Annotated in this window: 8 protein-coding genes, 1 tRNA gene, 1 pseudogene and 1 riboswitch; of the genes and pseudogenes, 1 reads left to right on the plus strand and 9 read right to left on the minus strand. The window is 73.6% G+C overall.

Annotated elements, in window-relative coordinates; all coding sequences use genetic code 11:
• Positions 1 to 153 precede the first annotated feature (153 nt).
• Both ACZ6WH_RS37375 and ACZ6WH_RS37380 read right to left on the minus strand, forming a co-directional pair.
• Positions 154 to 585 carry a VOC family protein gene (locus ACZ6WH_RS37375; protein ID WP_469734419.1) on the minus strand — a complete coding sequence of 144 codons (432 nt, stop codon included), beginning with the start codon at positions 583 to 585 and terminating at the stop codon, positions 154 to 156.
• 638 nt (positions 586 to 1,223) lie between these two features.
• Entirely contained in the window at positions 1,224 to 2,312 is a 1,089-nt protein-coding gene (locus tag ACZ6WH_RS37380; RefSeq protein WP_469734470.1) for a M23 family metallopeptidase, read from the minus strand.
• Between the two features lie 278 nt (positions 2,313 to 2,590).
• Positions 2,591 to 2,732, minus strand: a riboswitch (cyclic di-AMP (ydaO/yuaA leader).
• A 274-nt stretch (positions 2,733 to 3,006) separates the two neighbouring features.
• On the opposite strand from ACZ6WH_RS37380, the gene ACZ6WH_RS37385 reads away from it, so the two are divergent.
• A complete protein-coding gene (locus tag ACZ6WH_RS37385; RefSeq protein WP_469734421.1) occupies positions 3,007 to 4,212 on the plus strand; it encodes a DUF2332 family protein in 1,206 nt (401 codons plus the stop codon).
• Between the two features lie 78 nt (positions 4,213 to 4,290).
• Here the strand turns inward: ACZ6WH_RS37385 and ACZ6WH_RS37390 are convergent, their stop codons facing one another.
• The 7 genes and pseudogenes from ACZ6WH_RS37390 to ACZ6WH_RS37420 all read right to left on the minus strand — a co-directional run.
• Positions 4,291 to 5,406: a PP2C family protein-serine/threonine phosphatase gene (locus ACZ6WH_RS37390; RefSeq protein ID WP_469734423.1), complete on the minus strand. Its 1,116-nt coding sequence runs from the start codon at positions 5,404 to 5,406 to the stop codon at positions 4,291 to 4,293.
• 183 nt (positions 5,407 to 5,589) lie between these two features.
• Complete coding sequence (locus tag ACZ6WH_RS37395; protein ID WP_469734425.1) at positions 5,590 to 7,656, minus strand: caspase, EACC1-associated type; 2,067 nt, start codon at positions 7,654 to 7,656, stop codon at positions 5,590 to 5,592.
• Positions 7,653 to 8,021 carry an effector-associated constant component EACC1 gene (locus ACZ6WH_RS37400; protein ID WP_469734427.1) on the minus strand — a complete coding sequence of 123 codons (369 nt, stop codon included), beginning with the start codon at positions 8,019 to 8,021 and terminating at the stop codon, positions 7,653 to 7,655. The genes ACZ6WH_RS37395 and ACZ6WH_RS37400 overlap by 4 nt, the downstream gene beginning before the upstream one ends.
• A 134-nt stretch (positions 8,022 to 8,155) precedes the next feature.
• Positions 8,156 to 8,866 carry a hypothetical protein gene (locus ACZ6WH_RS37405; RefSeq protein WP_469734429.1) on the minus strand — a complete coding sequence of 237 codons (711 nt, stop codon included), beginning with the start codon at positions 8,864 to 8,866 and terminating at the stop codon, positions 8,156 to 8,158.
• Positions 8,867 to 8,961: 95 nt separating this feature from the next.
• On the minus strand, positions 8,962 to 11,472 hold the full coding sequence (locus ACZ6WH_RS37410) for an ADP-ribosyltransferase (protein WP_469734431.1): 2,511 nt from the start codon (positions 11,470 to 11,472) through the stop codon (positions 8,962 to 8,964).
• Between the two features lie 348 nt (positions 11,473 to 11,820).
• A tRNA-Lys gene (locus ACZ6WH_RS37415) sits at positions 11,821 to 11,893 on the minus strand.
• 224 nt (positions 11,894 to 12,117) lie between these two features.
• Positions 12,118 to 12,485, minus strand: a pseudogene (locus ACZ6WH_RS37420) (DEAD/DEAH box helicase); the annotation flags it as partial.

The raw sequence follows: 12,485 nt of genomic DNA on the forward strand, positions 1-12,485 counted from the left end.
CGGGGCGAGTGTGAGGGTTATTCCGTCGACCGGTCGGTATTCCCTCGGCTGGTCGGTATTCCGTCGACCGGTCGGCATTCCGGTCAGCCGCCCGGGCAGGCTGACGGTCGGTCACTCGGGCGGGCTGACGGTCGGTCGCTCACGGGCAGCGGGCTAACGCTCGCTCAAGGGGGACGGGGCCTCCTGGACGATCCAGCCGTTGCCGTCGGGGTCCTTGAAGAGCATGAAGGCGTTCCAGGTCTCGCCGCGGCCCGCGGTCCAGCCGTCGGCACCGAGGTGCTGGACGGGACCGACGTCGACACCCCGCTGGATCAGTTCGGCACGGGCCGCCTCGATGTCCACCACGCACAGTTGGAGGCCCTGGAGCGAGCCCGGCGCCATATCGGTCTGGCCGGGGGCCGGGGGCATGCCCTGGATGAGGGCGATCGAGCAGCGGGAGCCGGGCGGGGTGAGCTGGATGATCCGTACGCCCTCGGCGATCTGCGCGTCGGTGTCGACTTTGAAGCCGCACCGGTCCGCGTAGAACTCCTTCGCCCGGTCCAGGTCGGTGACGGGGACGGTGATGACTTCGAGGGTCCACTCCACGGTGTCCGTCCTTCGGTCGGCGCGCCGTCGGCGTGACCGGCGCGAGATGGGGTCCCTTGCGGGGGCCCTGCGGCGGGTCCTCCCATTCTGCGCGGGTGGCGTGGCTTCCGCTCCTCAAACGCGCGCCTGTGCCACGTACACGTACCTGTACGACCACGTACCTGTACGACCGCGTACCTGTGCGACCTCGCGCGGCCCAGGACCAGGCGCCTGACCGTACGGACGCACGGCGGCCCTATGGGGGTACCGGCCCACGGGCGTATCGGCCCATGGGCGTACGGACGCACGGGCCTACGGGCGTACGGAAGCCGGCGGCCCCGGTGTGTGGGGCATCGGGGCCGCCGGAGAGTGCGGGTCCGCGTACGGAGGGCCGGGACGGTCCGTGGGCACGCGGAGACCCGGCCGTCGGCCACCGCCTCTCCCCTCCTGCTGTGTGCGCCCTGCGGGGCGGGGCGCACGAGGCGGCGGCGACGGCGGACAAGTGCCCGGAACGGGCGAACGGAAGCCCGCCGGGCGAAGAATGGGCCGTTTTCGGGGCCGTCGACCGTTGACCGTCGACCGTTAGCCGTCGGCCGTCGGCCGTCGGCCGTCGGCCGTCGACTGTCGGATCAGACCAGGTCAGGCCGGGTCGGACCGGGTCAGAGCTTCAGGCCGTGGTCGCGGAGCCACGGCAGCGGGTCGATCGGGGAGTCGGCACCCGGCCGGACCTCCAGGTGGAGGTGCGGGCCCGTGACGTTGCCCGTGGCGCCGACCCGGCCGATGACGTCGCCGGAGTTCACCTTGCCGGAGGTCTTCACCATCGAGGAGAGGTGGCAGTACCAGAGCTCGGTGCCGTCGTCGAGCGTGACGACGATGCGGTAGCCGTACGAACCCGCCCAGCCGGCCTGCGTGATCGTGCCGCCGTGCACCGCCTTGGCCGGGGTGCCGGTCGGCGCGGCGAAGTCGAGGCCGGTGTGGTCGGCGGCCCAGCGGTCGCCGCCCTGCCCGAAGGTGGCGGTGATGGTGAACGAGGAGACCGGGAGGGTGTAGCTCTTCGCCAGCTCGGCGAGCTTGGCGGCGCGGGCCGCTTCGGCCTTCTTGCGCTCCGCCTCCTCGGCCTTGGCCTTGGCTGCCGCTTCGGCCTTCTTCTTCGCGGCCTCGGCCTGCTGCCGGCGCTCGGCGGCCTCCGCCTCGGCCTGCTCGACGGCGGCCTTCTCGGCGGCCTCGCGGGCCTCCTGGTCGGCGGAGTTCTGTGCCTGCTCGGCCTGTTCCATGATGCGGGCGCGGAGGGCGTCGCCGCCCTGGGAGTGCTCGCCCCCGGCGGCGCCGGCCGCCTGCGTGAACGGGCCGCCCTGTGCGTTCGCCGTGTCGGCGGAGTCGTGCGAGCCCAGCTTCTCGGACACGCGCTCGGCCATGCCGCCCAGGTCGGGCATGGATATGGAGACCTGCGGCTTGCCCTGCGCGGTGGCGATGCCGCCCGCGCCGACCGCCGCCATGACGCCGACGCCCAGTACCGTGCTGCTGCGGGCGAGGCCGCCGCCGCGCTGCTTGGCCACACGGTGCCGGCCGCGTACGGGGCGTACGGACTCCTCCGTGGGGTTCCATTCCTCCCACGCGCCGTCGTGCACGCCGTCACCTGCGCCTGCGCCGTACGGCACGCCATCGTGGGCGCCGCCGCGCGCGCCGAAGGCCACGGCACCGCCGAAGGCCACGGCACCCGTACCGGTCATCGGGCCCGTACCGGCCATCGGGCCTGTAGCGGTCACAGGACCGGTAGCGGTCACAGCGGGGAAGGTGGCCGTGTCGGAGACCGCGGGGAAGGCCGCGGTGTCGGCGAACGCCGGTTCCGTGTGGGCCCCGGGGGCCTCGTGGCCACCCGGATACGGGTGCGAGTACGGGTGCGGAGACGAAGAATCCTGGTACGCGTGCGGGTCGTGCACCGCGCCCTCGTGCGTCGCGAACGGCTCGTACGCGGTCCGGCGGGACGGTTCGGGGGCAGGCTTGTTGGACGCCACGGGGGCGCACTCCTTTCCTTCCTTCTCGCCTACCGGGTTAGCTGACGGGTTCGGAGCAGGAAGGTCTCCTACGGGCGGCTCCGGGGGAGTCGCCCGATTCACCCCAAGGTGGTGGTTCCCCGGTTCCCTTGGCGGGTGGTGCGGTAATGAAGTGCGCTGTTGGGATTCGGCGTCGGCGCGCGTTGCCGTCTCTTGCGACGGCTGTAACGACCGCGCTCCGTTATCGGACAGTAATGGACGCGACGGCTGGATTCCAAGCGTTCCCCGGAATCCGTACGACCGCTGACCAGGACTTATACACGCAGCCACGGCTAAATTGGGGCGAGTTGGCCGTGGATCGGAAACCCCAACCGGACTGATCGTTTGTCACTTGTTATGCGGAGGGGTGCGCCTCGGCTACGGAAAGTGAGAGCAGTAGCGTCTGATCATGGTCGTCAACAGCGCGCAGGCAGTGGCTGATCGGTACGCGGACTTCGCGTGGCAGCAGGCGCGGGGCGAGTCCGACGCCCACGAGGAGTTGACCGCCCGCATCAGCCAGGACCCGGACTTCTGCGACTTCCTGGCCGTCTCGCTGCCGCACGGCAACCAGCAGCAGCCCAACCTCCTGCTCGCCGCCGTCCGTTACCTCGACGGCCCGCACGCCGAGCAGGGCCCGCGCGGCGTCTTCGCGTACCGGAGCTGGCGCGAGTGGACGATCCGGCACTGGGACGACGTACGCGACGTCATGAGGCAGCGGCTCGCCCGGACCGACGAGCCCGCGCGCTGCGCCACGCTGCTGCCCGTCCTCGCCCGTCTCCCCCAGCCGCTCGCGCTCCTGGAGGTCGGCGCGGCGGCCGGGCTGTGCCTGCATCCGGACCGGTACCGCTACCGGTACGACGGCGGGCCGGAGTTCGGGGACCCGGGCAGCCCGGTGGTCCTTCCCTGCCGCACGTCCCCGGGCACGCCGGTACCGGCCGCGCCGCCGCGGGTCGTCTGGCGGGCCGGCCTCGGCCTCGACCCGCTCGACCTGTCCGACCCGGACGACATCCGCTGGCTCCGTGCCCTGGCCTGGCCGGGCCCGCGGGACGACACGGCCCTCGGAACGAGTGCCGGTACGGGCACGGGGGGCGCCCGGCCCGGTGGTACTGGGAACGGCGGCGGCACAGGGAACAGCGGTGATACGGGGTACGGCGGCGGTACGGGGAACGGTGGTCGTACGGGCAACGGTCGTCGTACGGGGAACGGTGGTGTGTCCGTCGCGGACCGGGCCGGCCGGCAGCTCGCCGCCGTCGAGGCGGTACGGAACGCGCCGCCGGTGCCCCTCGTACGCGGCGACCTCCTGCACGAGCTGCCCGCGCTGGCCGCGCAGGCGCCGCCCGAGGCGACGCTGGTCGTCTTCCACACGGCGGCACTGACCCACCTGCCCCTGGAGCGCCGCGAGGAGTTCGTCCGGGTCGTACGGTCGCTGCTCGTGGACCGGCCGGGCCACTGGGTCTCCCAGGAGCGCCACAGCGTGCTGCCGTGGCTGCCCGGCCCGCGCCCCGCCGACGCGCGCCTCCTCACGCTCGCCGTCGACGGCCGGCCCGTCGCGCTCACGGAGCAGCACGGGCGGAGCGTGCAGTGGCTCGCGGAGCCGGAGCCGGAGCCGATGTAGCCGGCCCACGGCCAAGACTCCCCCCGCCGGTCTGCGGAAGCTCCGAGGGCTCCCCCCGGCCCACGGAGACTCCGAGACTCACCCCTCCGGTCGACGGAGCGCCAGCAGGGCCATGTCGTCCTCGGTCTCGCCCCCCGTGTGCCGTGCCACGTCGTCCACGAGGGCGTCCAGCAGCGCGTCGGGGCCGGGGAACACCCGGCCGGAGAGCCGGACGGCCGGTTCGTAGAACACGCCCCTGGAGTCCCGCGCCTCGGTCACCCCGTCGGTGAACAGCAGGAACATCGCGCCGGGCGGGAACCGGGACTCGTCCGCGCGGTCCGGCCAGCCCGCCACCTCGCTCAGCCCGAGGGGCAGCGCCGCGGTCCGCGGCGCCAGCTCGCTCAGCGTGCCGTCCGCGCACAGCAGCAGGGGCGCCGGGTGGCCGCGGTTCAGCACCCGCAGCACCCCGCGCTCCTCGGACGGGACCTCGGCGAGGACGGCCGTGGTGAACCCCTCGAACTGGTCCAGCCCCTCACGCCTGCTGCCCTCGCGCTGCAGCGCCCGCTCCAGCCGCCCGGCCACCGCCTCCAGCGTGGCCTCCTGCTCCGCGGCCTCCCGGAAGGCCCCGATGACGATCACGGCGGCCTCCACGGCCTCCAGCCCCTTGCCCCGTACGTCGCCGACGATCAGCCGTACGCCGTGCGGGGTGTCCTGCACGGCGTACAGGTCGCCTCCGATGCGGGCATCCGCCTGCGCCGCTTCGTAGCGCGCCGCCACGTCGAGCCCGCTGATGCGGTCCGGCGGCAGCGGCAGCACGGCGCGCTGGGCCGCCTCCGCCACGTCCCGCACGGAGGCCAGCCGGGCGTCGCTGATCCGTACGACGCGGTTGATGCCGAGCGCGAGGACGGCCACGACCAGGACGGTCACCGCCTCGGTGTACGACTCGTAGCCACCCATCCGGCCGTGGAAGGCGACCACGCCGATCTCCGCCAGGACGGCGAGCGCGGCGGTGAGCGCGGTGTGCCGCAGGGAGTACAGCGGCGCCGCCACCAGGGGAGCCGCCGAGAAGAAGGGCGCGGCGGTGTACCGGGTCGGCGTCAGCAGGTCGAAGGCCAGGCCGCCGATCAGGAAGATGGCGGGCAGCCAGCACACCAGCCGGCGGCCGAACCTCGGCAGCCCGTCCCGACGGGCCTGCCGCTCCCGCTCTCCCGGCATGCCCGTTCCGCCTTGCCCCATCCGCACCGGCCTCTTTCCCGCGCCGCTTCCCGTGTGCCTCTTCGCGCTCCCGTCACCACCGCCGTCCCAGGGTGACCGCCCTGGAACGGTACGGCGACCCGGCGGGGGCCGGACGGGCGACCCCTCGGAGTCGGCCGGGGCGCCGCCGGCCAGTACGGCCCGTCAGCTTCTGAGCCGTACCGCGACGGAGTACAGCCGGGTCGCCTGGGCGGTGCGGGCGTTGTCGTCCGCGACCATGTACAGCACCCGGTGGCCCGCGTAACGCCCGGACAGCGCGGGGCCCAGCGCCATTCCCTCGACGTTCTGCAGGACCGGGTTGGGCTGCGGCTCCTCGGTGCTGATGCCGCCCCACGGGCAGCGGGAGAGGTCGAAGAGCAGTTGCTTGGGCGCGATGAGGTCGTTGTCGTGCTTGGTGACGGAGGTGTGGCCGGTGACGTCGTCGGCCGTGGTGAGGTCGACCTCGTAGACGCGTATGCCGTTGCCGAGGCCGCTGATGTAGCCGCGCTCCAGGGCGAGCAGATGCGTCTCGTCCACGGCGACCAGCTCGGACAGGAAGAGCCCCTCCTCGGTCTGGTACGCGTACTGGCTCTCGGGGGTGTACGCCTTGCCCGCGGCGCCCTTGTAGCGCTCGATGCGGATCTGGTGGCGGCCGTGCACGTCGTCGTCGCCCAGCAGCGGGCCCTCCATGCCCGCGAAGAGGTGCTTGCCGTCCGGGGTGACCGCGAGCGACTCCAGGCTGCGGGTGTTGTCGGCGGCGCCCTTCGGCGGGGGCTTGAAGGCATCGGGCACCGGGAGGTCCGGGCCCTTCTGCTTGCCGTCGGCGAGGCTGAAACGGCGGATCGCGGGGCCCAGCTCGGAGCTGGCAAGTACCGTCCCGCCACCCTTCTCGACCACCAGCCCCTCGCCGTCGAACTCCGGGAATTTCGAACGGTCCGACCGGTAGAGACCCTGCACTCCGGTGACCTCGGGGCGCAGCTTCTCGGGGCTGCCGAGCGCGATGCTGAAGACCTGGGCGGGCTCCCCGTCCCGCAGCGCGAGAGCCTGCGGGCCCGCCGCCCCGGAGACACCGCCCCCGCCCTTCCCCTCGGCGCCCTTCCCGTCGCCTTGTGCGCCGCCGGTCAGCGCCAGCGCCGACAGGCCGGCCACCTCGTCGCCCAGGTACTCGTTGTGCGGCTGCTCACTGAGGCGGTCGGAGACGTCCAGCAGGGTGGCCCGGCCGTCCTTGCCGCAGCTTCCCGGGATCGGCGGGGCGGCATCGGTGGCGGGCCGCCGCTCCGAGCCCCACCGCAGCGTCCCGGCCGTCCCGGCCGCCGCCCCGACGAGGAGCAGGGCGAGCCCGGCGGCACCGAGGACGAGCGGGCCGGGACCGCGGCGGGCCGGGGCGGCCGCCCCGACCGGGTCGGCCGGCTGTCTGTTCCGTACGAAGGGCAGGTCGCCCACGCCGCCGTTGTCCAGCCGCTGCGGGCGGGGCAGGCGCTTGGCCGCGAGGGTCTGCCGGAGGGTGCCGTGGATCTGGTTGAGGGTCAGGTGCGGCTCACCGGCGCGGGCCGGGTCGCCGCGCTCCAGGAGACGGATCAGTTCACCGGTGAACGCGGTGTACGCGGCGTCGCCCTTCGCCTCCGCCTTGAGGTTCTCCGTGGTCGAGGTGAGGACGTACGAGCCCTCGATGGCGACCAGGTCCTCGCCGGGGACCGTGGTGCCGTCGGCGGCCATCACGCCGTTCGCCGCGCGGCCGCTGTAACAGCAGTCCAGCACCACGATCCGGCGGCGCACCGAGCCCTTGGCGTCCTCCATGAGGTCGCGCAGCACGCGGTACCCCAGGGCGGTCTCGCGGCGGCCGCGCCGGGAGGCGGGGGTCGCCAGGTACAGGTCGTTGTCGCGGGCGTCGAGCAGGCCGTGGCCCGCGTAGTACACGAGCAGGGTGTCGGTGGCCTCGTCGACCGCCCGGACGATCGGGTCCGTCATCCGGCCCTGCGAATCGGGATTGGACACGACGTGCACCCGCTTGTGCGGCACGCCCCACACGTCCGGGTCGGTGAGCAGCTCGCGCAGCTTGATGAGGTTGTGGCGGACGGCCGGAAGGTCCTCCAGGTGCTCGTACGACCCGACGCCGATGAGCACGCAGGCGGACTTCGCGGGGTCCAGCGGCCGGCCCGCCGCCGGCGCGGCCGGAGCCGGCTGCTGCCCGGCCCCCGACGCCTCCGGCTCCCCCGAGACCGGCGCGGTCATGCCGCGTCCTCCCGCCCCAGCCGGGCCAGCGCCCGCCGTACGGTCTCCTCGTCCCGCAGCTCGGCACCCGTGAGCGTGACCTTGATGCCGTCCCGCTCGAAGGTGACCGAGGAGCGCGGGCGGTGCGCCTCCCACCAGGCCGCGACCGCCAGCGCGAGGCTGCCCCAGCCGGCGCCGTGCTCGACCAGCAGCTGCACGACCTCGAAGGCGCCGCCCATCTCCCCCGGCGCCGGGTCCTCGCCCACGTCCCGCACGGTGACGCCGGCGGCCCGCAACTCCGGCCCGCCGTCCCGCAGCCACCGGTGGAGCGAACGGAATTCCTGGGTGCTCTCTGTTCCGTGCAGTGTCAGCCGTACGTGCGTCATGCACTCCCCCTGGAAGCGGCAAGAGCCTCACCGGACACTCCTTCAACTCCCGGGGAGAGCACGGGTGTTCCCGGTGGGGCAAAGACGCACGGCCGATCGGTGCGCACAGCGCGAACGCGCGCCGTGCGCACCTCTCACGCGCCCCCGGGCTCCTGGAGTTCCCGCAGCTCCCGCAGCGCGCGCTCGCCCGGTTCGGCCAGGGCGAGGCGCCCGGCGGCGGCAGCGGCCCAGCCGGGGTCGGCGGCACGGGCCGCGACGATCATCAGCGCCAGCTGCACGCCGAGATCGAAGCCGAGCCGCTCGTGCTCCGCGAGCCGCCGAACACCGCGGTCCACCGCGTCCCGCAGCGCGGGCAGGCACGCGGACAGCAGGTCCCTGCGGAGCAGGGCACTGATGCGCCGGTCGAACTGGACGCGGTCGGCGATGGCCAGCAGCGCCCGCGCGGCCCGCACGCGCGCCTCCGGCGTGGCACGCTCCTCGACCATGTCGGCGCTGTCCCCCACCGCCTCGGCCAGCAGCGCGAAGGTGTCGTCCTGGGTGTGCAGCCGGTCGTACGACGCGCCGCGCCAGTCCACCGCCTCCGGGTCCGACGCGGCCTCGGCGACGGCCGCGTAGCCGAGAGCGTCGCCCCACCTGGTCAGCGCGAGGCAGGCGAGGAAGCGCTCGTACGGCCCCTCGTCCGGGTCCCGCAGGATCGCGGCCAGGGCCTCGGTACGGTCCGCGTAGCCGCCGTCCAGTCCGTCGCTGATGACGTCGTCCGGGTCGGCGCGGTCCCCGTCGAAGTCGGTGAAGAGGAGCCGCACGATCTTCTCGTCGGGCTCCCCGGAACGCGTGCTCTCGGCCATTCGGTGCTCTGCTCCCGTACTGCTCTCGGATGCTGCGGACGTGCGCGTGGCGGACGTCGCCTCACGCCCGCGTCGTGGTCATGCCCGAGTCGTGGTCACGCCCGCGCCGTGGGGTAGGGCCCCTTGACGTACTCCTTGGGCACGATTCCGCTGATCAGCCATTCTCCATCACGGCGCGTGTTGAGCAGGGCCATCACCCGCCGCTGCACCTTGCTGGCCTTGCTCTTGCTGAGGCCCTGCTCCTTCACGAACTGCGTCACCGCGTCGGTGTCGGACGGCTTCAGCGTCGTGGGGACGTCGATCTCCTTGCCGGCGACCTTGTTGATCTCCCCGGAGATGTCCCGCTGGATCCGCTCGGGGCGCCAGATCTCCACGCCCGGCACCCGGCCCGCGTCGATGTCCTGCTGAAGACGCCGGTAGTCGATGCTGACTTCCTGGGCGCCGTACACCTTGCCGGTGCCGTCCTTCGGCGCGAACGACGTGAACTGGCTCGCCTCCTTGGCGTCCTTGTTCGCGCCGCCCAGTACGTGTTCCAGGGGCGTGATGGTGCCGTCGGGCTTGGCCGGGACGATGCCGACGTCCGGATCGAACCGGGACTTCCGCAGGCCGAACGTGTTGTGCGTGGCCCCGAAGTCGTCGTCCTGCCGGATCACCTCCGGCTCGTCGCCCCCGGGCTGCTTGGGCGGTACCTCCCCCGGAGGCGTGCCGCCCTCCGCCCCGGGCGCGCCGTCGCCGGCGTCCGGAGCCCCGTCGCCTTCGTGTCCGGGCGCGTCGTTCCCGTGCGGCTCGGCGCCACGATCGTGCGGAGCCACGTCACTCTCGTGCGGCGGTGCCCCCTCGCCCCCATGGCCAGGCGCGTCACCCTCGTGCGGCGGCACCCCGTCGCTCCCATGGCCAGGCGCGTCGCCCCTGTGCGGCGAGCCCGCATCGCTCCCGTGCGGCGAGCCCGCGCCGCCCTCGTGCGGCGGTGCCCCCTCGCCCCCATGGGGAAGCGGGTCGCCCCCGTGTGCAGGTACGTCGCCCCCGTGCGGAGGCGCTCCGCCCTCGTGCGGGCCGGGCCGGCCCGGGAGGGAGCCTCCCTGCCGTGTGGCGTCGCCGACGAGGCCGTCGGCCGGCGCCGGGGCACCGCCACCGGCACGGCCGGGTACGCCATCGCCCGCGTGGCCGGGGCCGGGTGCCCCACCGCCCACATGGCCGGGTGCCGCAGCGCCCCCGCGGGCGCCCGCGCCGACCAGGGCCGGCTCCTGGGCGTGGACCGTGGCCCCCGGGGCGTCCGCCGTCGCCGTCGTGGCCGGGCGGACGTCCGGTACGCCCTCCCTGGGCGCGTGGCCGGCGCTGTCGACGACGTTGCCGTGCGCGTCCAGCAGACGGCCGTTGCCGTCGAAGTACCGGACGGGCTCACCCGGGGCGGTGGGCAGCCGGGTGGCGTCCTCCGGGAGCCGCGCCGCGTCCGTCGCCGGCTCCGGTACCTCGACCCTGCCGATGCCGCGCAGGCCCCGGACGGCGTCGCCGATCCGGGACAGGCCGGCCCCGACCGCCTTGCCCACGTAGGTCATGGGGTCGATGAGCCGGCCGGCCCTGCCCGCCGCCGAGAGGACCTTCGCCACGGCTCCGGCCCTGCCCACTCCGGCCGCCGCGGCGCCGGCGCCGCCGGTGAAGACCGTGGTGAGGACGTTGAAGGTGACCGCACCGGCCGCCCGGCCGGGGTTCTCGCCCCACTGGTCCCAGGCCACCAGCGCCTTGCCGGTCTCCTTCATCGCCGTACGCGAGTCCCGGAACCAGGACGGCAGCTGGTCGTCCGGCATCGACCAGAAGGCCACGTTCACGCCGGGCACGACGCTGATCGCCAGGCCGGTGATCAGCTGCCCCAGGCCCTTCCAGGCCCGCCCCGCCGCCTCCCAGCCGTTGAAGCCGAGCAGCGTGCCCAGGCCCTTGATCGTGCCCCAGATCCCGTCGACGATCAGGCCGTCCCAGAAGAAGGACTTCAGCCAGTACCCGATCTCCCACCAGTGGTGCTTCTCCTCCACCGGCTCGCCCCAGGGGAGTTCCTTCGACTTCTTCATGTCGTCGGCGGCGAAGCCGTACTGGTTCTCCTTGCCGGAGCCGTCCCCGGCCACCATCTGGGTGCCGCCCCACAACGCGGTGATCTTGTTGTGGCAGGTACGCTCCGCGGCCCAGAACGCGGCGACGGTGGCGGTGATGTCGTCGAGGATCCGGTTGTGCTCGGCGATCAGGTCCCCGTCGTAGTCGCCGTCCTCGTCGTCCTTGTGGTCCCGGATGAACTTCTGCGCCTCGGACTTCAGCCCGGCCAGCTTCGGTACCAGCGGGCGGATCTCGTCGGCGTACGAGGAGAGCGCCGAGGCGACCGTCTCCAGGTCACCGGCGAAGGCGTCCGCGCGGTCCTTGACCGGCTTGGTGGTGGCGAACAGCTGCTCTGCCTCCGGCGCCTTGTAGTACGCCGACAGGCCCTGGAAGTGGGAGTGCACGTCCGACCCGGTGCCGCGGAGGTGCCCGGCGTCCGACTTCAGCGCCGCGTGGTCCTTGTCCAGCTGCACCAGGTCGCCGGTGAACTGCGGGATCTGATCGGGCTTCAGCTCGATCCTCATACCGACCGCGCCCCTGTCGTGCCCGGCTCGCTCCGACTGTTCCGCGGCCGCGGCTCCCGCCCCGTCATCCGTGCACTCTCCGCATCCCGACACCGGGGAGCCGCCGGTGTCGCCGGCAGCCCGACGGCATGGTCGTTCGCATGGTCGTTCGCCGGACCATGATCGCAACCGGGGACCGGCCCTGCCAAACGCCGACCGACAGGTGAACCCGCAGGTGAACCGACAGGTGACACGGCCGCCGCCGCGGCCCCGGCAACGGAAGGGTCCCGACCAACAGAAGCGCCCCGACCGGGGAGCCCGGCCGGGGCGTGGGGCGCGGATCGGCGCCCCACGAAGGGCGCCGGACGGTGGGCCATCAGGGGCTCGAACCCTGAACCAATGGATTAAAAGTCCACTGCTCTGCCAATTGAGCTAATGGCCCGCACCGAGCAGCATAGCCCGCGCTCGTCCCACACCTGGAAGGCATTAGGGCTCGGCGGGGTCGAAGTGGCCCGATGCGGGCCTGCTGCGGGCGGTGTGAACGTGCCGGTGGGCCCGTCCCGGGGAGGACGGGCCCACCGTTACGGCGATCGCGTACGGGCTGCTCAGCGCGGCTCCGCCGGCTCAGTCGCGGGCGGAAGGCTCAGCGCTGTGCGCCGCGTCCGGTCAGCCGTTGCGCTTCCAGCGCGGCTTGTCCGCACGGCGGTCGAAGGACCGGCCGCCGGCGTTGCCGCTGCGGTGGTCGTCCCGGCGGTTGTGCGGACGACGGTCGTCGCGGTCGCGGCCGAAGCGGTCGTCCCGGCGGTCGCGGTTGAACGGGCGGTCGCCGCCACGGTGGTCCCGGCGCTCGAAGGAGCGGCCACCGCGGTCGTCACGACGGTCGCGGTTGAAGCCACCTCGGTCGCCGCCCCGGTCACCACGGTCGTTCCGGTCGTTGCGGTCGTTCCGGTCGAAGGAACGGCCACCACGGTCGTCACGACGGAAGCCGCCACGGTCGTTGCGGTCGTCCCGGCGGAAGCCACCGCGGTCGTCAC

This window comes from Streptomyces sp. NPDC050806, assembly GCF_055586425.1.

Excerpts from the sequence above, each read along its gene's own strand:
- ACZ6WH_RS37410 (WP_469734431.1), bottom strand. The coding sequence starts at position 11,472 with ATGAGGATCGAGCTGAAGCCCGATCAGATCCCGCAGTTCACCGGCGAC.
- ACZ6WH_RS37390 (WP_469734423.1), bottom strand. The coding sequence starts at position 5,406 with ATGCCGGGAGAGCGGGAGCGGCAGGCCCGTCGGGACGGGCTGCCGAGG.
- ACZ6WH_RS37400 (WP_469734427.1), bottom strand. The coding sequence starts at position 8,021 with ATGACGCACGTACGGCTGACACTGCACGGAACAGAGAGCACCCAGGAA.
- ACZ6WH_RS37395 (WP_469734425.1), bottom strand. The coding sequence starts at position 7,656 with ATGACCGCGCCGGTCTCGGGGGAGCCGGAGGCGTCGGGGGCCGGGCAG.
- ACZ6WH_RS37405 (WP_469734429.1), bottom strand. The coding sequence starts at position 8,866 with ATGGCCGAGAGCACGCGTTCCGGGGAGCCCGACGAGAAGATCGTGCGG.
- ACZ6WH_RS37380 (WP_469734470.1), bottom strand. The coding sequence starts at position 2,312 with ATGGCCGGTACGGGCCCGATGACCGGTACGGGTGCCGTGGCCTTCGGC.
- ACZ6WH_RS37385 (WP_469734421.1), top strand. The coding sequence starts at position 3,007 with ATGGTCGTCAACAGCGCGCAGGCAGTGGCTGATCGGTACGCGGACTTC.